Here is a 22,178-nt window from a genome sequence, read left to right as displayed (position 1 = left end):
CCTCGAGCGGAGCCGCCGCCGCGGCAGGACTCGCCTCTCGGAGCACTCCGATGTCCTCACCCGTTCTTCCCGTCCGCACCGCGCCGCCCACCGCCCGCGACCGCTTCCCCTGGCCGCCGCTCCTCGTCCTCTCGAGCGTGATCTTCCTCTCCGTCACCGCCGAGATGATGCCCACCGGGCTGCTCCCGGAGCTCGGTGCGTCCTTCGGCGTCTCCCCGGCGCAGGCGGGTCTGCTCGTCACCGTCTTCGCGTTCACCGTGGTGCTCTCGAGCACTCCGCTGGCGCTGCTCACCCGCCGCGTGCCCCGGCGCACCCTCCTGCTCGCGGTCCTCGTCGTGCTCACACTGGGCACGGTCGCGACGGCGCTCGCGCCCAGCTACCCCCTCCTCATCGCGGCCCGGATCGTCGGCGGCGCGGGGCACGGGCTCTTCTGGGCCGTCGTCGGCGCCTACTCCGCCCGCCTCGTCCGCCCGCGCGATCTCGGCCGGGCGGTGGCGGTCACCTTCGCGGGCGGCACGCTCGCCTTCGTCCTCGGTGTGCCGCTGGGCACGGCGCTCGGGCAGCTCGTCGGTTGGCGGGTGTCGTTCCTGATCGTGGCCGGGCTGATGGCGGTGGGGGTCCTGCTGGTCCTTCGCGTGCTCCCGAGCGTCGAGACCCCCGTCCCGACCACCACCACGGGCTCGATCCAGGCGCTGCGGCCCGGCCGCGGCGTCGGCGCGGTCGCCGTGCTCTGCGTCGCGGTCGCCGTCGCGATGACCGGCCACTACTCCTTCACCACCTACCTCGTCCCCTTCGCGACCGAGCGGATGGAGGCGCCCGCCGAGGCGGTGTCGCCGCTGCTCTTCGTCTACGGAGCCGCCGGAGCGGTCGGACTCGTCATCGCCGGCACGCGCGCGGTCACCCGCCGACCGGTCGCCGCCCTCCTGCTCGCGCTGAGCGTCGTCCTCGTCTCGTCCGTCGTGCTGAACCTGGCGCCGGCGCAGCCCCTCCTCGCGCTGCCCGCCTTCGCGATATGGGGAGTCGCGTTCGGGGTGCTGCCCTCGCTGCTGCAGACGCGACTGCTGCAGGTGGCGGATCCGCTGATCCGCGACACCGCGACGGCGGTCTACACGGCGTCGTTCAACGCCGGGATCGGAGCGGGAGCGCTGGTCGGCTCGGTCGTCTACGGGGCGTTCGGTCTCGAGAGCACCGCCGTGGTCTACGCGGCGGGACTCGTGCTGGCCGTGGCACTGCTGGCGGCCGCGTCCTGGAGGACCCGCACCCGCGTGGTCGCCTCGGCTCCGTAGCGGCCGTCCGAGGAGGCGTACCTCACGCCGACGCGGTGCTCGCCGGCGGCGAGGTCGAGTGAGACCGTGAACCCCGGGGCTCGTGCAGAGACACTGCGCCGGAGCACGCCGTCGACGAGCACGTCCACCTGTCCGGTCGCCGACAGCACGACGATCGGTACGCCGTCGCCGGCGCTCGCCGTGGGCGGAGCGAGCGGTCGCGGAGCCTGCAGCCGGACGGTCACCGGGGTGCTGCGCCCGTCGGAGACGGCGACGACCGTCGTGGCGCCCGGAGGGAGGGGCAGCGGCTCGATCGACCAGGTGCCGTCGGCGTCGGCGCGGGTCGAGGCGCGGGCGGCGCCGCCGGCCGCGTCCTCGACGGTCACCACCGCGCGCGGAGCGGCGGTGCCGTGCGCGTCGGGGAGGAGCCTCCCGGAGGGGTCCGCTGTCAGGGCGAGGGTCGGAGGTGCGGCCGTCGGGAGGGCGGTCGGCGTCGGACTCGTCGGAGCGGGGGTCGGCGTCGTCGGTGTTGGTGTCGGTGTCGGTGTTCGTGTCGGGGTCGGTGTCGGCGTTCGCGACGGGGTCGGCGCGGGGGTCGCCGGGAGCGAGGCCGTCGGTGTCGGCCGCGGCGAGTCCGTCGTCGTCGGGACGGGGGACGGGACGGCCGTCACGGGTGCGGTCGGAGCGGGCTCCGGCACCACGGTGTTCGGCTCCGGCGCGGGGCGCGGGGCGGGTGCGGGCGCGGGTGCCGAGACCGGCTGCGGACCGAGCGCGACGGCGGTGGACGGCGACGCGCCGGCCGTGGCGGTCGGGGTCGGCGAGGCGACGGTGTCCGGCGTCGCCGCGAGGTCGGTCGGCGCCGACGCCTCGATGGTGACGGGGGCGACGGGTGCCACCGCGACCTGCTGCTCGGCGGGCGGTCCCGCCGGCGGCAGGAGCGCGGCGAGAGCGAGACCCGCGGTGACGACCCCCGTCACGGCCACTGCGGCGATGAGGGACGCGCTCGCTCCCGCGCCGGCCGACACTCCGACCACCGACACTCCGACCACCGACGCACCCGCTCCGCTCGCGGACGCACCCGCTCCGCTCGCGGACGCCCCGGCCGCCGCACCCGCCGACGCCCCTGCAGCACCGCCCGCCGCGCCGTACGCCGCCGCCCCGCCGACTCCCGCCGCGAGAGGCAGCAGCAGCATCGCCAGCCGTGCGCCCGCTCCCGCCGCCTCGGCGAGGGCCGCGCGGCAGGACTCGCACGTCGCGAGATGAGCGTCCGCCCGCCGCCGGTCCCGGATCGGCAGCCGCCCGCGAGTGTGCGCGCCCGCTCGCTCGAGGACCCACCGGCACTCGCCGTCGGCCGCGCTCGCGGCCACGTGCTCCTGGATCCACGCCCCGCGCAGGCCCTCCCGGGCGCGGTGCCCGAGCGCGGCCACTCCGTTCGGTCGCAGGCCCAGCAGCGGTGCGGCCTCGGCCGGGCTCATCCCCTCGACCGCCGTGTACCAGAGCACCTCGCGCCAGCGGGCGGGTAGTGCGCGGAAGGCGCGCACGCCGAGATCGCGGTCCAGCGCTGCGAGGGCGCGCTCCTCCGGTCCGTCCTCGGGGGTCGCCACGTCGTCTTCGAGCGGCCGCTCCCGCGCTCCGCGCCGCCCCCAGCTGGACGCGACGTTGCGGACGGAGGTGAAGAGGTAGGGGCGGAAGGCGCCGTCGGGTCCGCCGCCGCGGGCGAGCGCGTCGAGGGTGCGGAGGAACGCCTCCGACACGAGGTCGTCGGCGTCGAGGGTGGACCACGCCCGTGCGACGGACCGAGCCGCGGGCGCGTGCCGTCGCCACAGCTCGGCCGAGGCCGCCGCGTCGCCCTCCCGCACCCGGTCGATCAGCTCGGCGTCGCCCGCCGAGCCGGCGTGGGAGCGGTCGGACCGCCCGAGCCGCGGGCCCGGAGTCGCCCTGTGCGCGTTCGCCACAGCACCCTCCTCCGCTCGTCGACCCGACGATCCTGCCAGCGAGCCGAGTGATCGTCGGGTTCTGTCGCGCAGTGGAGCGCGGCCTGCGCGTTGCTAAGCTGGCCGCGCCGCGACTGGCGTTCGGATGGGTGACCATCAGGGAGCGGCACCTCCTCCGGGGCGCGCTCCGGACACTTTTCCCGCCGCACGCCTGGGCTGGAACGGATACCGTAGTCCGGGTCGCCCGTACGCGCCGAGTCGCCTCGATGCACCGGCGCGGGCACCCTCCGTTTCCCAGTCAAGGAGCGTCCGTGTCCTCTTCCACCGCCCAGAGTCCCGCGACCACCGGTGCGTCCGGATCGTTCGACCAGCCCGTCTCGGTCGTCGATCCCGAGATCGCCGCCGTCCTGCAGCAGGAGCTCGACCGCCAGCGCGGCTACCTCGAGATGATCGCGAGCGAGAACTTCGTGCCGCGCGCGATCCTGGAGTCGCAGGGCTCGGTCCTGACCAACAAGTACGCCGAGGGCTACCCGGGCCGCCGCTACTACGGCGGCTGCGAGTTCGTCGACGTGGCCGAGCAGCTCGCGATCGACCGCGCCAAGGCCCTCTTCGGCGCCGAGTTCGCGAACGTGCAGCCCCACTCCGGTGCCACCGCGAACGCCGCAGCGCTCTCCGCGCTGATCCAGCCCGGCGACACGATCCTCGGGCTCGAGCTCGCCCACGGCGGTCATCTGACGCACGGCATGAAGCTCAACTTCTCGGGCAAGCTCTACAACGCGACCGCGTACGGCGTCGACCCGCAGTCGTTCCGCATCGACATGGACGTCGTGCGCGAGAAGGCCCTCGAGGTCCGCCCGCAGGTGCTGATCGCCGGCTGGTCGGCCTACCCGCGCCACCTCGACTTCGAGGCGTTCCGCGCCATCGCCGACGAGGTCGGCGCGAAGCTCTGGGTCGACATGGCGCACTTCGCCGGCCTCGTCGCAGCGGGCCTGCACCCCTCGCCCGTCCCGCACGCCGATGTGGTCACCACGACCGTGCACAAGACGCTGGCGGGTCCCCGCTCCGGCCTCATCCTGGCCAGGCAGGAGTACGCCAAGAAGCTCAACTCGGCCGTGTTCCCGGGCCAGCAGGGCGGCCCGCTGATGCACGTCATCGCGGCGAAGGCGACGGCCTTCAAGCTCGCCGGCGAGGCGGAGTTCGCCGAGCGCCAGGCCCGCACGATCCGCGGCGCGCAGATCCTCGCCGAGCGCCTCACCGCGCCCGACGCGAAGGCCGAGGGCATCGACGTGCTCACCGGAGGCACCGACGTGCACCTGGTGCTCGCCGACCTCCGCAACTCCCCGCTCGACGGCCAGCAGGCGGAGGACCGGCTGCACGAGGTCGGCATCACCGTCAACCGCAACGCCGTGCCGTTCGACCCGCGTCCGCCGATGGTCACGTCGGGGCTCCGCATCGGCACGCCGGCGCTCGCGACGCGCGGCTTCGGCGAGAACGAGTTCATCGAGGTCGCCGACGTGATCGCCGAGGCGCTCAAGCCGTCCGCCGACCTGCAGGCCCTGCGCGCCCGTGTGGGTCGCCTCACGGACGACTTCCCGCTCTACCCCGGGCTCTGAGCCCCGATCCGCGGAGCCGCCCGGCTCCGCGGATCCCACCCGGGCCCCCTGGCCCTCCGCGTGCCGCGGTCGCCGGACGACACGTCCCCGGCGACCCGGTGCGCGCCGCTCGAACACGAGGAGTCATCCGATGACGGCACAGGTACTCGACGGAGTCGCCACGGCGACGGCGGTCAAGGCCGAGATCGCGGTGCGGGTCGCCGCGCTGCGCGAGAAGGGGATCGTGCCGGGGCTCGGCACGCTGCTGGTCGGCGACGACCCGGCCTCCCGCTCCTACGTCGCCGGCAAGCACCGCGACTGCGCAGAGGTCGGCATCGAGTCGATCCGGGTCGACCTGCCCGCGACGGCCTCGGCCGAGGACATCCGCAGCGCGATCCGCCAGCTGAACGAGTCCGCGGCGGTGACCGGCTACATCATCCAGCTGCCGCTGCCGAAGGGCATCGACGAGAACGCGATGCTCGAGCTGATGGACCCCGACAAGGACGCCGACGGGCTGCACCCGACGAATCTCGGCCGCCTGGTGCTCGGTGTCGAGGGCGAGCTCGACAGCCCCCTGCCCTGTACGCCCAACGGCGTCGTCGAGATGCTGCGACGGCACGACATCCCGCTCTCGGGCAAGCACGTCGTGGTGGTCGGGCGCGGTCTCACCGTCGGTCGGCCGCTCGGGCTGCTCCTGACGCGCAAGGGCCTCGACGCAACCGTCACCCTGACCCACTCGCGCACGACCGATCTCGCCGCGGAGGTGCGCCGCGCCGACATCGTGGTCGCCGCCGTCGGCGTCCCCGGGCTCATCGCCGCCGACTGGGTGAAGCCCGGCGCCGCCGTGCTGGACGTGGGCATCACCCGCGTCGAGAACCCGGAGACCGGCCGCGCGAAGCTCACCGGTGACGTCGCTCCCGGAGTGGCGGAGGTCGCGGGCTGGCTCTCGCCGGTTCCCGGCGGCGTCGGCCCGATGACCCGCGCCATGCTCATCCACAACGTGGTCACGGCTGCGGAGCGCGCCGCCCGCTGACCGCGCGGAAGCGCACCGGATCCCCCGGGGCGAGCTGGGCGAGGGCGTCGAGCGACGCGGAGTCGACGACGGCGACCACGGGGTAGCCGCCGGTCACCGGGTGGTCCGGTCCGAAGACGACGGGCAGTCCGGAGGGCGGCAGCTGCACCGAGCCGTGCAGCATCCCCTCGCTCGGCAGTTCGCCGCCGCGCCCCGTCGGCAGCGGTGCTCCGGTCAGCCGGAGTCCGACGCGGTCGGCGTCGCCGAGGTGCCAGGGAGTGTCGAGGAGCGCCCTCCAGGCGCCCGGCGGGAGCAGCTCGAGGCGCGGTCCCGGGTGCACGGCGAGCGTCGCTCCGCGACCCGGCGCCGGGAAGGGCCACCAGTCGAGGGCGGCGACGCCGCCGGAGGCGCGTCCGATCGCCAGCACGTCCCCCGCCTGCAGCGGCTCGGGCCCGAGGGCCGCGAGGGTGTCGCGGGAGCGCGACCCGAGCACCGGGGGCACGTCGATCCCGCCCCGGACCGCGAGCGTGCGGCGGATCCCCGCGCGCAGCGGGCCCAGCCTCAGCACGGCTCCGGCCGGCAGCAGCACGGGGAGGACCCGGTCGACGCTCCGCCCGTCGATCCGCGCGTCCCCGTCGGCTCCGGTCAGGCTGATCCAGACGTCCGCGTCGGCGCTCACGGCGAAGCCCGCGCCGAGCAGCTCCAGGCCCGCGTCGTCGGCGCCCCCGCCCAGCAGCCGGTTCCCGAGGCGGAGGGCTCCGGCGTCCATCGCGCCCGAGCGGCCCACGCCGAGCGCGGCGAATCCCGGGCGGCCCGCGTCCTGCACGAGCGCGAGGGGGCCGGGGTCGAGGACGCGGAGGCTCACCGCACCTCCCGGAACCGCACCTCGTCGCCCGGCGCGAGGAGCGCCGGCGGTGTCCGCTCGACGTCCCAGAGCATCGCCGCGGTCGTCCCGATCAGCTGCCAGCCGCCGGGGGAGGAACGGGGGTAGATGCCGGAGTAGGGGCCCGCCAGCGCCACCGATCCCGCGGGCACGCGGGTCCGCGGCTCCGCCCGGCGCGGCACCTCCCGCCAGTCGCCGAGCGCGACGAGGTACGCGAAACCGGGGGCGAACCCGCCGAAGGCCGCCCGCCACCCTGTCGCCGTGTGGCGGCGCACCAGTTCGCCGACCGTCCAGCCGAGTGCGGTCGCGGTGTCCGCGAGGTCCGCGCCGTCGTACTCGACGTCCACGACGATCAGCCGTCCCGTCGTGCCCGCGGCGTCCGTGGCCGCCGACGCGCAGACGGCCCGGACCCACCGGGCCGCCTCCGGCACCGGGAGGACGTCGGGATCGAGGACGACCAGCACGGTGCGCGCCGCGGGAACGAGATCGACGACGCCCTGCGGCCGCTCCGCCTCGAGGGCGAGCGCCAGCGCGAGTGCCTCGTCGAGACCGCTCGTCTCCACGAGCACCGCTCGATCGCCGGAGGGCAGCAGACGCGCGGGGATCACGGCACCGCGGCCGCGAGGGCGACCCCGGCCCGGGCGAGGGCGTCCCGCACGGCCTCCGCCATCGCGAGAGCGCCGGGGGAGTCGCCGTGCACGCACAGCGAGTCGACGTCGACCCGGAGGATCCCGCCGTCGCGGTCCACGACCGTCCCCTCCGTCGCCATCCGCACCGCACGAGCGGCGACGAGCGGCACGTCGACGAGGACGGCCCCCTCCTCGCCGCGCGGCACGAGGGTGCCGTCGGAGCGGTAGCCGCGGTCGACGAACGCCTCGCGGAGGAAGGGCAGGCCCGCGTCCCCGGCGGCGCGCTCGATCGCGGAGGAGGCGAGCCCGAGGACGGGCAGGCCCGGTGCCGCGTCGTGCACGGCGGCCGCGACGGCTCCGGCCCGCACCTCGTCGTGCACGATGCGGTTGTAGAGGGCGCCGTGCGGCTTGACGTAGCGGACGCGTGTACCGGCCGCCCGCGCGACGGCCTGCAGTGCTCCGATCTGGTAGACGACGTCGGCGTGGAGCTCGTCCGGGCCGACGGGGAGGTCTCGTCGACCGAAGCCCGCGAGATCGCGGTACGAGACGTGCGCACCGACCGCGACTCCCCGCTCCGCCGCGAGCCGGCAGCGGTCGAGCATGATCGAGGGATCGCCGGCGTGGAATCCGCACGCGATGCTCGCGCTCGACACCACCCGCAGGATCGCGTCGTCGTCTCCGAGCTCCCACACGCCGAAGCCCTCGCCGAGGTCGGCGTTGAGGTCGATCGCAGCGCGCATGCCCCGAGCCTACGGTTCCCGTCCAGACGACGCCGGTAGCGTTGCCGGGCGCACTCGCGTCCCCCACCCCCGTCGGACCCGTCTTCGAGTGCGCCCGCCCCACGAGGAGAACCCATGCGCACCGTATCCGCCTACGCCGCCCCGTCCGCCACCGAGCCGCTGATCCCGACCACCGTCGAGCGCCGCGACGTCGGCCCGCACGACGTGCTCATCGAGATCGCCTACTCCGGCATCTGCCACTCCGACATCCACACCGTGCGCGGGGAGTGGGGACCGGTCGCCTACCCGCTGACCGTCGGCCACGAGATCGTCGGCGTCGTCGCCGAGGTCGGCTCCGATGTCTCCAAGCACTCCGTCGGCGACCGCGTCGGCGTGGGCTGCATGGTCAACTCCTGCCGCGAGTGCGAGAACTGCCTCGCGGGCGAGGAGCAGTACTGCCTGAAGGGCAACGTCGGCACCTACGCCGCCGTCGACCGCGACGGCACGATCACCCAGGGCGGCTACTCCACCCACGTCGTGGTCGTCGAGGACTTCGTCCTCCGCGTCCCGGAGTCGATCCCCTACGAGGCCGCCGCGCCGCTGCTGTGCGCCGGCATCACCACCTACTCGCCCCTGTCGCACTGGAACGCCGGCCCCGGCAAGAAGGTCGCCGTCGTCGGACTCGGCGGCCTGGGCCACATGGCCGTGCAGTTCGCGCACGCCATGGGCGCCGAGGTCACCGTGCTCTCGCAGACGCTCGGCAAGAAGGACGACGGCCTGCGCCTGGGCGCCGACCACTACTACGCGACGAAGGACGAGGAGACGTTCTCGACCCTCGCGAACACCTTCGACATCATCCTGAACACCGTCAGCGCCCCGCTCGACCTCGACGCATATCTGGGCATGCTGCGCCTGAACGGCACCATGGTGAACGTCGGCGCGCCGGCCGAGGCCCTGCCGCTGCACGTCTTCACGCTCTTCGGCGCTCGCCGCTCCTTCGCGGGCTCGGGCATCGGAGGCATCCGCGAGACCCAGGAGATGCTCGACTTCTGCGCCGAGAAGGGCATCGCGAGCGAGGTCGAGGTCATCCCGGCCTCCGAGATCAACGCCGCCTACGAGCGCGTGCTCTCGTCCGACGTGCGGTACCGCTTCGTCATCGACATCGCGACGATGACGGAGTAGTCGCTAGCCTCGCGGCATGAGCGAACGGAGTCACCCCGCGGTCGACCGCGTCCTGGCCGATCTCGCGGTGCACGGGGTGCATCCGCCCATGCGCTGGCTCGACGAGGCCGCGTCGACCGCGGTCCTCGCGGCTGCGGCGCTCGGCATCGAGCCGGGTCAGATCGCGAACTCGCTGGTGTTCCTCCTCGACGGGGAGCCGCTGCTCGTGCTGACGAGCGGCGGCCACCGCGTCGACACGGAGTGGCTCGGCGGCGAGCTGGGCGGCACGATCGGCCGGGCGAGCGCGTCGGTGGTCAAAGAGGCCACGGGCCAGACCATCGGAGGCGTCGCGCCGGTCGGTCATCCCCGCGCGTTGCGCACCGTGGTCGACGAGGCGCTCGCGGAGTACGGCACGGTGTGGGCGGCGGCGGGACACGCGCACACGGTGTACCCGACCAGCGCCTCGGAGCTCGTGAGGGTCACCGGGGGAGTTCTGCGCGCGGTCGTCCCGCCCGCCTGAGGTCCACCGGACGCAGAGGGAGCCGGCACCCGCGCCGTCCGATCCACCGCGGTGGTCCGGAGGCTGGTGCCGGCTCCCTCGTCGTGCAGCGCTCAGCGCACCCGGCCCGCGCCGTCGGCGGCGGTGACCAGGAACAGCTCCGGCGCGCGGAAGCCCTTCGCGGCGAAGGCGGCGAGGACCGCGGCGCGCACCTCCTCCTCCTTCTCGACCGGCGTGAGGGCGATCGCGGAGCCGCCGAAGCCGCCCCCGGTCATGCGGGCGCCGATGGCTCCCGCACCCCGCGAGGCCTCGACGGCCGTGTCGAGTTCGGGAACCGAGATCTCGAAGTCGTCGCGGAGGGAGACGTGGCCGGCGTCGAGGAGCTCGCCGATGGCGCGGGGGCCCTGCTCGCGGAGGGTCCGCACGGTCGCGAGGACACGCGCGTCCTCGGTCACCACGTGCTTCACGCGGCGGTACGTGACGTCGTCGAGGAGCTCCTCGGCGCGCGGGAGATCGTCGACGGACAGCTCGCGCAGCGACTCCACGCCGAGCGTCGAGGCGCCCAGCTCGCAGGAGGCGCGCCGCTCGGCGTAACCGCCCGTGGCGTGCGCGTGCTCGACCTTCGTGTCGATGACGAGGAGGACGAGGCCGGCCTCCTCGAAACCGAGCGGGATCACCTCGGTGTCCAGGCTCCGGCAGTCCAGGAACACGGCCGCGTCGCGCTGCCCGAAGAGGGAGGCGGACTCGTCCATGATCCCGGTCGGGGCGCCGACGGCGACGTTCTCGGCCCGGCGTCCGACCCGAGCGAGCGTCGCCTTGTCGAGGTCGAGCTCCCAGAGCTCGTTCAGCGCGACGGCCATGGCGCACATCAGCGCGGCGGAGCTCGACAGCCCCGCACCGACCGGGACGTCGGAGTCGACGAACGCGTCGAACCCGGTCCGGGCGCCGAGGTCGACGCCGTACTCGGTGAGAGCCCAGACGACACCGAGCGGGTAGGCCGACCAGCCCGCGATCGCACCCGGAGCGAGATCGTCGAGCGAGATCTCGACGTGCTCGGGAGAGAAGGCGCTGGCGATGCGGATGACGCGGTCCTCGCGCAGCGCGACGGCCATCGCGGTCGCGCGGTCGATCGCGAACGGGAACACGAACCCGTCGTTGTAGTCGGTGTGCTCGCCGATCAGGTTCACGCGGCCGGGCCCTGCCCACACGCCCGCGGGGGCGTGGTCGTACTCGCGCTCGAAGTCGCGGGCGGCGCGCTCGGCGACGGCGTCGAGCGAGGGGGAGGCGGAGGTCATCGGGTCTCCTCGGTGTCGGAGGGGGTGTCGGGGAGGGAGGCGTCGGGGCGCTGCGCGACCTCGGCCTCGAGCGTCGCTGCGTCGGCGCGCTCGATCGCGGCGCGCAGGGCGGCGGCGCTGGTCTCGGGAGCGATGTCGCCGATCCAGGCGCCCATCGCGGCCTCGCTGCCGGCGAGGTACTTGAGCTTCGTCTCGGCGCGGCGCGGCGAGGTGATCTGCAGCATCAGGCGCACCTCGTCGCGGCGCTCGTGCACGGGCGCCTGGTGCCAGGCGGCGATGTACGGCGTCGGGGTGTCGTAGAGCGCGTCGATGCCGCGGAGCAGGCGCTGGTAGACCTTCGCGAGCTCGTCGCGCTCCTCCGGCGTCGTCTCGCTGATGTCGGCGACGTGGCGGTGCGGCAGGAGGTGCACCTCGACGGGCCAGCGCGCGGCGAACGGCACGAAGGCGGTGAAGTGCTCGCCGCGGATCAGCACGCGGTCGCCGGCCTGCTCGAACGCGAGGACGTCGGCGAACAGCGTCGGTCCGTAGGAGTCGAGCGACGCGAGGAGGCGCGTCGTTCGGGGCGTGACGTAGGGGTAGGAGTAGATCTGGCCGTGCGGGTGGTGGAGCGTCACTCCGATCGCCTCGCCGCGGTTCTCGAACGGGAAGACCTGCTGCACGCCGGGCAGGGCCGAGAGGGCGGCGACGCGGTCGGCCCAGGCCTCGACGACCGTGCGGGCGCGCGACGCCGAGAGCGTCGAGAACGAGCCCTCGTGCTCCGGGCTGAAGCAGACGACCTCGCAGCGGCCGACGCTGGTCAGCGTGCGGCCGAGGCCGAGGGTGCGCAGATCCTCGAGGGAGGCGGGCGCGTCCTCGTCTTCGAGCAGCGGGCCGAACGACGGCGAGCGGTTCTCGAACACCGCGACGTCGTAGCGGCTCGGCACCTCGGACGGGTTGGTCGGCGAGGCCGGTGCGAGCGGGTCGAGCTCGGCCGGCGGGAGGAAGACGCGGTTCTGCCGCGAGGCGGCGATCGACACCCACTCCCCGGTGAGGACGTCCTGGCGCATGCGCGCCGTCGCGGGTCGCGGATCGAGGTCGCGTGCGTCGGCGCTGCGCTCGGGCGGCAGAGTCGTGTCGGCGTCGTCGAAGTAGAGGAGCTCTCGCCCGTCGGCGAGGGTGTGCGGGCGCTTGACGACGCCGGCGGAGAGGGGGATCGCTTCGTTCATGGCGGGACTCAGACTAGGGGCTGCTCTTCGAAAAGGAAAGCGCGGTTTCGCTTTGACAAGCCACCCCCGCCGGACCAGCATGGGCGCATGAGAGCAGACGGCGAGCACGACGGGCGCTCCGCTGTCGAGCGCCGACTCCGGATGCGACTGCTGGCCGAGCGCTCGGGCTTCGTCTCGGTCGCCGACCTGGCCGAGCGCCTCGGAGTCTCGGTGGTCACCGTCCGCTCCGACCTCGACCAGCTGGCGGGGGAGGGCTCGGTGCAGCGAGTGCGCGGCGGAGCGATCCCGTCGGCCGCCAGACCGGGCGAGCGCTCGCTCGAAGAGGGCCTGGCCGCCGCCGCCGAGGAGAAGGCGGCGATCGGGCGCGAGGCCGCCGCGTCCGTCTCCTCCGGCGAGAGCGTGATCCTCGACGTCGGCACGACTCCGCTCGCGATCGCGCACGCCCTCGTCGCCCGCGAGGAGCTCCGCGACATCACCGTCATCACGAACGGGCTCTCCACCGCCCTCGCCCTCGAACCGGCGATCCCGCGGTTCACCGTCGTCGTCACCGGAGGCACGCTGCGCCCGCTCCAGCACTCGCTCGTCGAGCCGCTGGCCTCCGAGATGCTCGAGCGGATCCGCGCCGACGTCGTCTTCGTGGGCTGCACGGGCGTGCATCCGCGGGCCGGGGTGACCAACGTCAACCTCCCGGAGGCGACCCTCAAGCGCCGCATGCTGCAGGCCGCCGCCCGTCGCGTCGTCGTCGCCGACTCCCGCAAGCTCGGGGTCGTCGACCTCGGCCGCGTGGCCGGCGCCGACGAGTTCGACCTCCTGCTCACCGGCGGCGCGGCCGAGGCGGGCGTCGTCGCCGAGCTGGAGGAGTCGGGCCTGGCCGTCACGCGCTGCTGATCCTCGAGCGGCGCCCGTCACCGGCATCGGTCCGTAGGATTCACGCATGGCCGACTTCACTCCCGCCCCCGCGACCGGGCGCCAGTACGCCCTCGACCTCACCGCCGAGGGCCGCACGCTCCACGCCGTCGTGACGGAGGTGGCAGCAGGGCTGCGCCACCTCTCCGTCGACGGCGTCGAGATCACCGCCGGATACCCCGAGACCACCGTGCCGCCCTTCGGGTCGGGCATCGTGCTGGTCCCCTGGCCGAACCGCGTGCGGGACGGCAAGTGGCACCACGCCGGGCGGACCCTCCAGCTCGACATCACCGAGCCGAAGTACCACAACGCGCTCCACGGGCTGCTGACCAGCACCTCCTACCGCCTCGTCGACCAGGGGCCCTCGTTCGTCGAGCTCGCCGCTCCGGTCGTCCCCCAGCGCGGCTGGCCGTTCCACCTCGAGACGACCGTGCGGTACGAGCTGCAGGCCGACGGGCTGAAGGTCGTGCACCGCGTGGTCAACGTCGGAGCCGAGGAGGCGCCGGTCGCGATCGGCACGCACCCCTTCCTCGCCATCGGCGACGTCCCGACCGACGAGCTCGAGATCACCGTCGACGCGGCCGTGCACATCGAGGTCGACGAACGGCTGAACCCCACCGGTCAGAGCCCGGTCGAGGGCACGGAGTGGGACCTGCGCCGGGGCCGCCGGATCGGCGATCTCGAGCTCGACGACGCCTGGGCCGACGTCACCGTCGTCGACGGCGAGAGCGTCCACGGCCTCAGCGCCTCCGACGGGCGCCGCGTGCTGCTCTGGGCCGACGCCTCGCACAACTACATCCAGGTCTTCATCACCCGCATCTTCCCCGAGGGCGACGACGTCAAGACCGCGATCGCCGTCGAGCCGATGACCGCTCCCGCCGAGGCGCTCAACTCGGGTCAGGGCCTGCGCTGGCTGGAGCCGGGCGAGGAGTGGACCGTGGCCTGGGGCATCCGGCACGAGGGGTTCCCCTCCGCCTCATGACGGTGACCACCTCGACCGGGCGCGACGACGCCGCGAAGCGGGCCGCGCTCGTCCGGATGAAGCGCATCGCCACCGGCCTCCTGGTCGTGATAGCGATCGTCTTCGCGGTCTCGTTCGCACTGCAGGACCGCTACCCGTGGCTCCAGTGGGTCCGGGCGGCGAGCGAGGGCGGCATGGTCGGCGCCCTCGCCGACTGGTTCGCGGTGACCGCGCTGTTCCGCCGGCCACTCGGGCTGCCCATCCCGCACACGGCGATCATCGCGACCAAGAAGGACGAGATCGGCACGAGCCTCGCGCAGTTCGTCGAGGAGAACTTCCTCCGCGGTGCGATCGTGCGCGAGAAGCTCGACTCGTTCGGCATCGCCCGGCGTGCGGGCGTCTGGCTCGCCGAGCCGGCCAACGCGCACCGCGTGGGCGACGAGAGCGCCGCCGCGGTCCGCGCGGCGATCGCCCTGCTCGACGACTCCCACGTGCAGGGCGTGATCGAGGCGCTCGCCCGCCGCCACCTGCTCGATCCGCAGTGGGGGCCTCCGCTGGGGAAGCTCGTCGGCGGGATCGTCGAGGCCGGGCACCACCGCCGGCTCGTCGACACGCTGGTCGAGCAGGCGGAGGCGTGGCTCGCCGCGAATCCGCAGAGCTTCACCCGCATGGTCAGCGGCAGGCTGCCGACCTGGCTGCCGTCGGCGGTCAGCCGGGCGATCGACGAGCGGCTGTACCACGAGGCCCTGGTGTTCGTGCACGCGGTCAGGGAGGAGCAGGGGCACCCGCTCCGGCTCGCCATCGACGGCTACCTCGCGACCCTCGCCGAGGACCTCGGCACCGACCCCGATCTCGTCGCGCGGGTCGAGGAGATCAAGAACCAGGCGTTCGACAGCCCGCGCGTCCGCGAGCTGGCGGGCGACGTCTGGGAGTCGACGAAGTCGTCCCTCCTCGGCGCGATGGACGACCCGGAGAGCCCGCTGCGCGCGAGCCTGGAATCGATCGTCGTGGACCTCGGCCGCCGCCTCTCGACCGACGAGCGGCTCGCGAGCACGGTCGACGCCTGGATCGGCACGGTCGCCGCGAACCTGGTCGACCGCTACCGCGCCGACATCGCGAGCATCATCGGCGACACCATCCAGCGCTGGGACCCTCGCGAGACCTCCGACAAGCTCGAGCTCCAGGTGGGTAAGGACCTGCAGTTCATCCGGATCAACGGCACGGTGGTGGGCGCACTCGCGGGCCTCGTGATCTTCACGGTCGCGCACGCCCTCCTCGGTTCCTGAGAAGCGGTCCGGGCCGAGCGGAGTCGTCGCCGCCGATCCGCAAGCCCTCGCCGCTGTCGGTGGTCGCGCGTACCGTCGCAGCATGAGCGACAACGACACCACAGGCCCCGACATCAAGACCGAGGGCGACGTCCTCGGAGCCCGCGCCGACGAGGGCAGCGACACCAGCGCCAGCAAGGACCCGTCCGACTGGGTCACCGGCGATGAGCCGATGACCGGCCCGCAGCGCAGCTACCTCGACACCCTCGCCCGCGAGGCCGGCGAGACCCTCCCGGCCGACCTCACCAAGGCGCAGGCGTCCGAGCACATCGATCGCCTGCAGTCCTCGACCGGTCGCGGCGAGACGAGCAACGGGCACGACTGACTCCGGCACCACCCCGCGGGTGCGGCGCGACGGTGAGCATTGATGCCGTCGCGCGCCCCCGTGCGGGGTGCGCCGCTCGCCGCTCGGGCTCCCTAGGTTCGTGGCATGGCGATCTCTCGCACCACGCGGACGGCCCTCGACCTCATCGACTCGCTCCGCGTCCCGGGGGCGATCGATCCCCGTCTCGCCCGGCAGGTGGCCGACTCCCTCCGTCAGCTGCTGGAGGCGGGGACGTTCGGCCCCAGCGACAGGGCATTGCGCCGACGTTCGAGGCAGCTGCGGCGGGGATCCGCTCTCTACTGACCGCGACCTCGACGGGGCGTCCGGATCGTGATGGAAGCGCTCCCTCGACCCCTCCCCGGGGGGCCGGGAGCGGCGTAGGCTCGCCTCAGGCGTCCCGGCCTCTCGTCGCACCGTCGCGACGTCGGAGCGGGCGCCGGTGAGGACGACGATGTCTCAACGGGTCGCAACCCGCAGTTCTGTCAGCATCCGACTCGTGCGGTGGTACCGGACGGACGACGGATGGAGATCGGAGGTCGTGCACGGCCGCCTCCTCGAGCACCAGGCCGGAGTCTGGCGTCTGCTCGACGGCGACGAGGTGCACGACTACCCGGACTCGATCTGGTCGCTCTGCCACGAGTAGGCGCGCCGGTCACTCCTCGTCGCGCGCGAGCATCGACCACTCGTCGTAGTCCGCCACGGGCTCGGGCTGGTCCTCGGCCGTGACGTGCTCGACGCGCGGTTCCAGCGCGCCGCGGCGACGGTCGAGCTCTTCGAGGGTCGCCGCATCCGCTGCGGGATCCTCCGGCGAGTCGTCCTCGACGAGGAGGAGCTGGCTCGCGGGCCCGATCAGCAGCTCGGCCTGCTCGCGCTCGCCGTCGGGCGTCGTCCCTGCCACGACGATCGTGTCGGCGATGCCGCGCAGTCCCAGCTCGCGGGCGTAGCCGAGGATCGCGTGTGCCACGGCGTCCCCGACGAGCAGCGAACCACCGGCGTAATGAAGGCGCTTCATGCTCTCCATCGTCACCGCGCTCCCGAGTCCGCACAGGGGGATTCCGTTCGAGGGGCGGCGTCGCTAACGGTCCGGAGGGCGCCCCGCGAGCGGGGGGCTTCCCTGAAAGGGCATCGTCTGTCTACCCCGAGGGCGAATATCCGTGCCCCTGGGAAAATCTTTTCCATGGGTCAGCTCATCTACGGTTCCTCCGACGTCTAAGAGTTCGACGACCGCGTCCTGGCCCACGTGCAGGTCGTCGTCGGCCGCAAGCTCCGCCGGCACGAGACCTTCTACCTGAGCTGGGTGAAGCCCGTCGAGAGCGGATCCGGCCGCGTCACCGTCTGGATCTCCCCGCACATCCCGCTGCAGTTCCACTTCGTCGGCGGTCGTCCGCCCCGGCTCAACGACAGTTGGCTGCGCGAGATGCTCGCGACGTCCCACGGCGACCGCGGCCTCGTGGTGACCCGCGAGCCCGAGTCGCTCCCGCTGGCGGAGCCGCCGAAGCCGTAGTGCCGTGCGGCGGGAGAGGGAGTGGGCCCCGTCGGGCTCGAACCGACGACCCGCGGATTAAAAGTCCGCTGCTCTGCCAACTGAGCTAGAGGCCCGCGGATCCAGGGTAGCGCGCCCGGCGGACCGACCCGACGGCGCCCGGACCGGGGCATATCCGGCGGCCCGCAGGCGTTACCCTCCTCGAACCCCTTCACTCCCGAGCGGACGCCTGCGCCCGCTCTCCCGACCGCGGAAGGCGGCCCCATGACAGACGGCTTCCACAAGCCGACCAAGTTCCCCTCCCACGTCTTCGAGGCGTTCCAGGGAGGCGAGGACCCCGCCCAGATCACCCGGGTGGCGCACGAGACGGCGATCGCCCTGCTCAGCCGGGTCCGGGACGACCCGGATCCGGTGATCATCGACCGCCTGGTCGAGTACACCGACCACAACGGCATCGACGCGCTCGCCGAGCTGTGGGCGCGCTCGAGCGCCTCGAGCCTGCCGGGCGCCCTCTGGCGCATCTACCTGCTCCGGCTCGTCATCCGGCAGGATCCGCAGAGCACGAGCTTCCTCTACCAGCGCGGCGTGGAGCTCTCCTCCACCATCGACCCGGTGGTCGCGGGCGCCAGCACCCCCACCGGACCCGCCGAGATCACCGAGCTCGCCGACCGGATCCTCCGCGGCGTCTTCGACGGCGACTTCGCCGTGGCGCTGGACCGCGCCGCCGCGTTCTGCCGCGTGAGCGCCTCCGGAGCGGCCTCGGTCGCCGACGACGTCGAGCTGATCGACGGACCGCGCGCCAGCGAGCTGACCACGCGGGCCCTCCGCCTCTCGACCACCGCCTCCGAGCTCGCCGGCTGCGCGCGGCTGTGGCGGAGCGACTCCCTGGAGTAGGCGCTGCAGCGCAAGGCCGTTCACCCACCGCGAACGCGCCTCGCGACCACCCCCGGGGCAGTGGTTAGACTGGGCGAGGCCGGATCGCAGTAACCCCGGGCTCCACTTGTAGCCGCTTCGAGCGGCCTCGCGCCGAGAGGCGTTCTGCGGTCCGGCCCCTTTCTTCCCCGCAGAACCGCACGGGAGCGAGGGCCCAGTGGCGGGTGGTCGGAGGCGGGCCGCCCCGCACCGCACGTCCGAGTCCTCGACAGACAGGCGCCACCCCGATGAAGAACCGCATCGCGTTCCGACGGGGCGCGCGGTGGTGGGCCGGCATCGGCCTGCTGGTCGCCGCAGCCCTCTACCTCCTCGGCGCTCCGCAGGTCGACGACGCCGACGGCGCACTCCTCGGCGGAGGCGTCACCGTGTCGCAGGGCGTGGTGATGCGCTCCCTGGCGGTGCTGGACGTGATCGCCGGTCTCTGGGTCCTCATCCGACCCCGGACCTACCCCGCCCTGACCGCGGCGGCCGCAGGCCTGATCGCCCTCTGGCTCTCGCCCCGGCTCAAGGATCCGGCGCTCGTCGACATCGGCGGATTCGCACTCGACATCCGCTTCGTGGTCCACCCCCTCGAGGTGGTCGTGATCGTCGCGGCGGTCGCCGTCGTCGTCTCCGCGGTGAGCGCCGGCTTCCAGAAGCGGGCCCGGACGGGGCAGCGACGATGAGCGACGACACCACGACCGACCTCGGTTCGCTCCTCGAGCGCATCGCCGCCGCCGATCAGGCGGCGTTCTCGGAGCTGTACGACCTCACCGCGTCCCGCGTCCTCGGACTCGTCACCCGCGTGCTGGTCGACCGCGCTCAGTCCGAGGAGGTGACCCAGGAGGTGTTCCTCGAGATCTGGCAAACCGCTGGACGCTTCGCTCCGAATAAAGGAAGCGCGACGACCTGGATCCTCACGATGGCACACCGCAGGGCCATCGATCGGGTACGCGCGGCTCAAGCGGGCCGCGACCGGGACGTGCGCATCGGAATCCGGGATCTGGGTCGTGACTACGACCAGGTCGCCGAACAGGCGGAGGTGTCTCTTGAGCACGAGAAGGTCGCAGCCGCCATGGGCAGGCTGACCGAGCTGCAGCGGCAGGCGCTGCAGCTGGCGTACTACGGCGGGTACTCGCACAGCGAGATCGCGGGGATCCTGCAGTGCCCCGTCGGTACCGTCAAGACGCGCCTGCGCGATGGAATGATCAGACTTCGAGAAGAGATGGGGGTGACCCGGTGACCGACGTGAATCGACCCGACGACCCTCGCGAGCTCGCCGCGGGCCACGCCCTCGGCATCCTGACTCCCGAGGAGCAGGCGAGGTACGAGCGGTTCCTCGCCGAGCACCCGGAGGCGCGTGCCGAGGCCGACGGGTTCGCCGCAGTGGCCGACGCCCTCGCCGAGGACGCGGCACCGGTGGCTCCGTCCCCGCGCCTGAAGGCCGATCTCATGGCCCTCATCGCGACGACGCCGCAACTGCCGCGGGACGAGCCGGCCCAGCCGGTCGAGACCCCGCGACTGCACGCCGTCGAGGCGGAGGTGCCTCCCGTCGCTCGCCCCGGCGCGGACGAGACGGTCGCGCCGTCCACCGCGCGGCACAGCGCCGAGGCGAAGGCTCGCGGCCGCTGGTTCACCCGACCCGCCGTCTACCTCTCGGCCGCCGCCGCGGCCGCCGTGATCGTGGTCGGCGGAGTGACGCTGCCCCAGGTGCTCGCGCCCGGCTCCGGTCAGACCCAGGAGCTCACGGCGCTGGAGGAGATCCGCAACGCCCCTGACGCGCAGGAGGCCGTCGCCACCGTCGCCTCGGGCGAGACCGCGACGCTGGTCTGGTCGGGGTCGCTCGGCCGCTCGGCGCTCGTCGTCGACGACCTCGCTCCGCTGCCCGACGGCAAGACGTACGAGCTCTGGTACATCGACTCCACCGGGCCCGTGGCCGCAGGCCTCTTCGAGGGAGGCGACGGGCGCACCGTTGCTCCTCTCGAGGGCACCATGGCCGAGGGCGCCGTCGTCGCGGTGACGATCGAGGACGAGGGCGGGTCGGACACTCCGACGACCGATCCCATCCTCGCCATCGAGACCGCCTGACCGTACGGACCACGCGAACGAGAAGAGCCGCACCCCCGAGGGGAGTGCGGCTCTTCTGGTTCGAGGGCGCGGGATCAGCCGAAGCGGCCCGAGACGTAGTCCTCGGTCGCCTGGACGGACGGGCGCGAGAACATCGTCGCGGTGTCGTCGTACTCGATGAGCTTGCCCGGCTTGCCGGTGCCCGCGATGTTGAAGAACGCGGTGCGGTCCGAGACGCGCGATGCCTGCTGCATGTTGTGGGTCACGATCACGATCGTGTACTCGTTCTTGAGCTCCTCGATCAGGTCCTCGATCGCGAGCGTCGAGATCGGGTCGAGCGCCGAGCAGGGCTCGTCCATCAGCAGGACGTCGGGAGAGACCGCGATCGCGCGGGCGATGCACAGACGCTGCTGCTGACCGCCGGAGAGACCGGAGCCCGGCTTGTCGAGGCGGTCCTTCACCTCGTTCCAGAGGTTCGCGCCCTGGAGCGACTTCTCGACCAGGTCGTCCGCGTCGGACTTGCTGATGCGGCGGTTGTTGAGCTTCACGCCGGCCAGCACGTTGTCGCGGATCGACATCGTCGGGAACGGGTTCGGACGCTGGAAGACCATGCCCACCTGGCGGCGGACGAGCACCGGGTCGACGCCGGGGCCGTAGAGGTTGTTCCCGTCGATCAGCACCTCGCCGTCGACGTAGGCGCCGGGGATGACCTCGTGCATGCGGTTGAGCGTGCGGAGGAAGGTCGACTTGCCGCAGCCGGACGGGCCGATGAAGGCGGTGACGGTGCGGGGCTCGATGGTGAGCCCGACTCCCTCGACCGCGAGGAACTTGCTGTAGTAGACGTTGAGGTCGTTGACTTCGATGCGCTTGGACAACGGAGATCCTTCGGGTTAGCGGCCGAGCTTGGGGGCGAAGATGCGCGCGACCATGCGTGCGAGCAGGTTGAGGAGCATGACGATCAGGATGAGGACCAGCGCGCCGGTCCAGGCCCGGTCGATGTACGCGGCGGCGTCGGAGCCCTGGTCCGCGTACTGGCGGAAGACGAAGACCGGGAGGGTCATCATCCGGTCGTCGAACGGGTTGTAGTTCATCGACTGCGTGAAGCCGGCGACGATGAGCAGCGGAGCCGTCTCGCCGATGACGCGGGCGATCGAGAGCATGACGCCCGTGACGATGCCGGCGATCGAGGTGGGGAGGACGATCTTGACGACGGTCAGCCACTTGGGCACGCCGAGTGCGAAGGACGCCTCGCGGAGCTCGTTCGGGACCAGCCGCAGCATCTCCTCCGTCGAGCGGACGACCACGGGGATCATCAGCACCGAGAGCGCGACCGCGCCGCCGATGCCCATCCGGACGCCCGGTCCGAAGAACAGGACGAGGAGGGCGTAGGCGAAGAGGCCGGCGACGATGGAGGGGATGCCGGTCATGACGTCCACGAAGAACGTGATGCCGCGGGCCAGGGGGCCGCGGCCGTACTCGACGAGGTAGATCGCCGTCATCAGGCCGATCGGGATCGAGATGACCGCCGCGAGCGCGGTGATGATCAGCGTGCCCATGATCGCGTGCAGCGCTCCGCCTCCCTCGCCGACGACGTTGCGCATCGAGGAGGTGAAGAAGGTGATGTCGAAGCGCGCGGCTCCCGCGGTGATCGCGGTGTACATCAGCGAGATCAGCGGGATCAGCGCGACGACGAACGCCGCGGTGACCAGGGTCGTCACGACCCGGTCGGTGGCCCGTCGGGCGCCCTCGACCAGTCGTGCCAGCACGAACACCGAGACCGTGTAGAGCACGGCGCCGAAGAAGACGGTGCCGACGATGTCGAAGCCGGCGGTCACCCCGCTGACGGCGAGGAGCGCGTAGACGACGGCCATCAGCGCGAGGCTGCCGCCGAGGAGGGCGAGGGGGGCCCACTTGGGCAGCTGCCCGCTCGTGAGCGTGTTCGTCACCGCGGGAGCGGCGTCCTCGACGCGGCGGCGCTGGCGAGGAGGAGTCGTCATGGTGACCA

Annotated in this window: 24 protein-coding genes, 1 tRNA gene and 1 riboswitch; of the genes, 15 read left to right on the top strand and 10 right to left on the bottom strand. The window is 73.0% G+C overall.

Going from position 1 to position 22,178, the window contains the following annotated elements; all coding sequences use genetic code 11:
- Positions 1-50 precede the first annotated feature (50 nt).
- Positions 51-1,286: an MFS transporter gene (locus LRG51_RS06575; RefSeq protein ID WP_230671807.1), complete on the top strand. Its 1,236-nt coding sequence runs from the start codon at positions 51-53 to the stop codon at positions 1,284-1,286.
- Here LRG51_RS06575 and LRG51_RS06570 read toward each other — a convergent pair.
- Entirely contained in the window at positions 1,199-3,220 is a 2,022-nt protein-coding gene (locus tag LRG51_RS06570) for a sigma-70 family RNA polymerase sigma factor (protein ID WP_230671805.1), read from the bottom strand. The two genes, LRG51_RS06575 and LRG51_RS06570, sit on opposite strands and share 88 nt — an antisense overlap.
- A gap of 99 nt (positions 3,221-3,319) precedes the next feature.
- Positions 3,320-3,423: riboswitch (ZMP/ZTP riboswitch) on the top strand.
- A gap of 87 nt (positions 3,424-3,510) precedes the next feature.
- On the opposite strand from LRG51_RS06570, the gene glyA reads away from it, so the two are divergent.
- Positions 3,511-4,812 (top strand): serine hydroxymethyltransferase, encoded by a 1,302-nt coding sequence (gene glyA, locus LRG51_RS06565; RefSeq protein WP_055787570.1) that lies wholly within the window; start codon positions 3,511-3,513, stop codon positions 4,810-4,812.
- A 130-nt stretch (positions 4,813-4,942) separates the two neighbouring features.
- Positions 4,943-5,824 carry a bifunctional methylenetetrahydrofolate dehydrogenase/methenyltetrahydrofolate cyclohydrolase gene (locus tag LRG51_RS06560; RefSeq protein WP_055787573.1) on the top strand — a complete coding sequence of 294 codons (882 nt, stop codon included), beginning with the start codon at positions 4,943-4,945 and terminating at the stop codon, positions 5,822-5,824.
- Here the strand turns inward: LRG51_RS06560 and LRG51_RS19580 are convergent.
- Genes LRG51_RS19580 through LRG51_RS06550 form a run of 3 tightly spaced genes read right to left on the bottom strand, consistent with a single transcriptional unit; the run spans position 5,796 to position 8,055 of the window.
- Positions 5,796-6,668 (bottom strand): biotin-dependent carboxyltransferase family protein, encoded by an 873-nt coding sequence (locus LRG51_RS19580; protein WP_329958723.1) that lies wholly within the window; start codon positions 6,666-6,668, stop codon positions 5,796-5,798. The genes LRG51_RS06560 and LRG51_RS19580 overlap by 29 nt on opposite strands.
- Entirely contained in the window at positions 6,665-7,294 is a 630-nt protein-coding gene (locus tag LRG51_RS19575; RefSeq protein ID WP_329958722.1) for a 5-oxoprolinase subunit B family protein, read from the bottom strand. Before LRG51_RS19575 ends, LRG51_RS19580 begins: the two co-directional genes overlap by 4 nt.
- Complete coding sequence (locus LRG51_RS06550; RefSeq protein WP_230671803.1) at positions 7,291-8,055, bottom strand: LamB/YcsF family protein; 765 nt, start codon at positions 8,053-8,055, stop codon at positions 7,291-7,293. The genes LRG51_RS19575 and LRG51_RS06550 overlap by 4 nt, the downstream gene beginning before the upstream one ends.
- Before the next feature lie 114 nt (positions 8,056-8,169).
- On the opposite strand from LRG51_RS06550, the gene LRG51_RS06545 reads away from it, so the two are divergent.
- Both LRG51_RS06545 and LRG51_RS06540 read left to right on the top strand, forming a co-directional pair.
- Positions 8,170-9,216 carry an NAD(P)-dependent alcohol dehydrogenase gene (locus LRG51_RS06545; RefSeq protein WP_230671801.1) on the top strand — a complete coding sequence of 349 codons (1,047 nt, stop codon included), beginning with the start codon at positions 8,170-8,172 and terminating at the stop codon, positions 9,214-9,216.
- Between the two features lie 16 nt (positions 9,217-9,232).
- Entirely contained in the window at positions 9,233-9,715 is a 483-nt protein-coding gene (locus LRG51_RS06540) for a YbaK/EbsC family protein (RefSeq protein WP_230671799.1), read from the top strand.
- 92 nt (positions 9,716-9,807) lie between these two features.
- Here the strand turns inward: LRG51_RS06540 and galK are convergent, their stop codons facing one another.
- Positions 9,808-10,989, bottom strand: coding sequence for a galactokinase (gene galK, locus LRG51_RS06535; RefSeq protein ID WP_230671797.1), 1,182 nt, complete (start codon positions 10,987-10,989; stop codon positions 9,808-9,810).
- Positions 10,986-12,194, bottom strand: coding sequence for a galactose-1-phosphate uridylyltransferase (galT, locus tag LRG51_RS06530; protein WP_230671795.1), 1,209 nt, complete (start codon positions 12,192-12,194; stop codon positions 10,986-10,988). Before galT ends, galK begins: the two co-directional genes overlap by 4 nt.
- An 87-nt stretch (positions 12,195-12,281) precedes the next feature.
- Here galT and LRG51_RS06525 point away from each other — a divergent pair, with 87 nt between their 5' ends.
- The 5 genes from LRG51_RS06525 to LRG51_RS06505 all read left to right on the top strand — a co-directional run bounded on the left by LRG51_RS06525 (position 12,282) and on the right by LRG51_RS06505 (position 16,014).
- A complete protein-coding gene (locus tag LRG51_RS06525; protein ID WP_230671794.1) occupies positions 12,282-13,082 on the top strand; it encodes a DeoR/GlpR family DNA-binding transcription regulator in 801 nt (266 codons plus the stop codon).
- Positions 13,083-13,128: 46 nt separating this feature from the next.
- Positions 13,129-14,082: an aldose 1-epimerase family protein gene (locus LRG51_RS06520; RefSeq protein WP_055787595.1), complete on the top strand. Its 954-nt coding sequence runs from the start codon at positions 13,129-13,131 to the stop codon at positions 14,080-14,082.
- On the top strand, positions 14,079-15,347 hold the full coding sequence (locus LRG51_RS06515) for a DUF445 domain-containing protein (protein ID WP_230671792.1): 1,269 nt from the start codon (positions 14,079-14,081) through the stop codon (positions 15,345-15,347). Before LRG51_RS06520 ends, LRG51_RS06515 begins: the two co-directional genes overlap by 4 nt.
- Positions 15,348-15,429: 82 nt before the next feature.
- Positions 15,430-15,711, top strand: coding sequence for a DUF3072 domain-containing protein (locus tag LRG51_RS06510; RefSeq protein ID WP_230671791.1), 282 nt, complete (start codon positions 15,430-15,432; stop codon positions 15,709-15,711).
- A 105-nt stretch (positions 15,712-15,816) separates the two neighbouring features.
- Positions 15,817-16,014 carry a hypothetical protein gene (locus LRG51_RS06505; RefSeq protein WP_056866578.1) on the top strand — a complete coding sequence of 66 codons (198 nt, stop codon included), beginning with the start codon at positions 15,817-15,819 and terminating at the stop codon, positions 16,012-16,014.
- 349 nt (positions 16,015-16,363) lie between these two features.
- On the opposite strand, the gene LRG51_RS06500 is transcribed toward LRG51_RS06505, so the two are convergent.
- Complete coding sequence (locus LRG51_RS06500; protein WP_055787608.1) at positions 16,364-16,723, bottom strand: hypothetical protein; 360 nt, start codon at positions 16,721-16,723, stop codon at positions 16,364-16,366.
- Positions 16,724-16,951: 228 nt separating this feature from the next.
- Here LRG51_RS06500 and LRG51_RS06495 point away from each other — a divergent pair, with 228 nt between their 5' ends.
- Positions 16,952-17,215 (top strand): DUF7882 family protein, encoded by a 264-nt coding sequence (locus tag LRG51_RS06495; protein WP_230671789.1) that lies wholly within the window; start codon positions 16,952-16,954, stop codon positions 17,213-17,215.
- A 22-nt stretch (positions 17,216-17,237) separates the two neighbouring features.
- Here LRG51_RS06495 and LRG51_RS06490 read toward each other — a convergent pair.
- A tRNA-Lys gene (locus LRG51_RS06490) sits at positions 17,238-17,310 on the bottom strand.
- A 148-nt stretch (positions 17,311-17,458) separates the two neighbouring features.
- Between LRG51_RS06490 and LRG51_RS06485 the strand changes: the two genes are divergently transcribed.
- The 4 genes from LRG51_RS06485 (at position 17,459) to LRG51_RS06470 (ending at position 20,194) form a co-directional block, all read left to right on the top strand.
- Positions 17,459-18,088, top strand: a complete 630-nt coding sequence (locus LRG51_RS06485) for a hypothetical protein (protein ID WP_055787611.1) — start codon at positions 17,459-17,461, stop codon at positions 18,086-18,088.
- A gap of 266 nt (positions 18,089-18,354) precedes the next feature.
- Positions 18,355-18,792 (top strand): hypothetical protein, encoded by a 438-nt coding sequence (locus LRG51_RS06480; protein WP_055787614.1) that lies wholly within the window; start codon positions 18,355-18,357, stop codon positions 18,790-18,792.
- Positions 18,789-19,349, top strand: coding sequence for an ECF RNA polymerase sigma factor SigK (gene sigK, locus LRG51_RS06475; protein WP_055787617.1), 561 nt, complete (start codon positions 18,789-18,791; stop codon positions 19,347-19,349). Before LRG51_RS06480 ends, sigK begins: the two co-directional genes overlap by 4 nt.
- A complete protein-coding gene (locus LRG51_RS06470; RefSeq protein ID WP_055787620.1) occupies positions 19,346-20,194 on the top strand; it encodes an anti-sigma factor in 849 nt (282 codons plus the stop codon). Before sigK ends, LRG51_RS06470 begins: the two co-directional genes overlap by 4 nt.
- 74 nt (positions 20,195-20,268) lie before the next feature.
- Here the strand turns inward: LRG51_RS06470 and pstB are convergent, their stop codons facing one another.
- On the bottom strand, positions 20,269-21,048 hold the full coding sequence (gene pstB, locus LRG51_RS06465; protein WP_055787623.1) for a phosphate ABC transporter ATP-binding protein PstB: 780 nt from the start codon (positions 21,046-21,048) through the stop codon (positions 20,269-20,271).
- Between the two features lie 15 nt (positions 21,049-21,063).
- Positions 21,064-22,170, bottom strand: a complete 1,107-nt coding sequence (pstA, locus tag LRG51_RS06460; RefSeq protein WP_055788985.1) for a phosphate ABC transporter permease PstA — start codon at positions 22,168-22,170, stop codon at positions 21,064-21,066.
- Positions 22,171-22,178 lie beyond the last annotated feature (8 nt).

Source organism: Rathayibacter sp. Leaf248, assembly GCF_920939495.1.
Lineage (GTDB): Bacteria > Actinomycetota > Actinomycetes > Actinomycetales > Microbacteriaceae > Rathayibacter > Rathayibacter caricis.
This window is presented reverse-complemented; position numbering and strand designations above follow the sequence as displayed.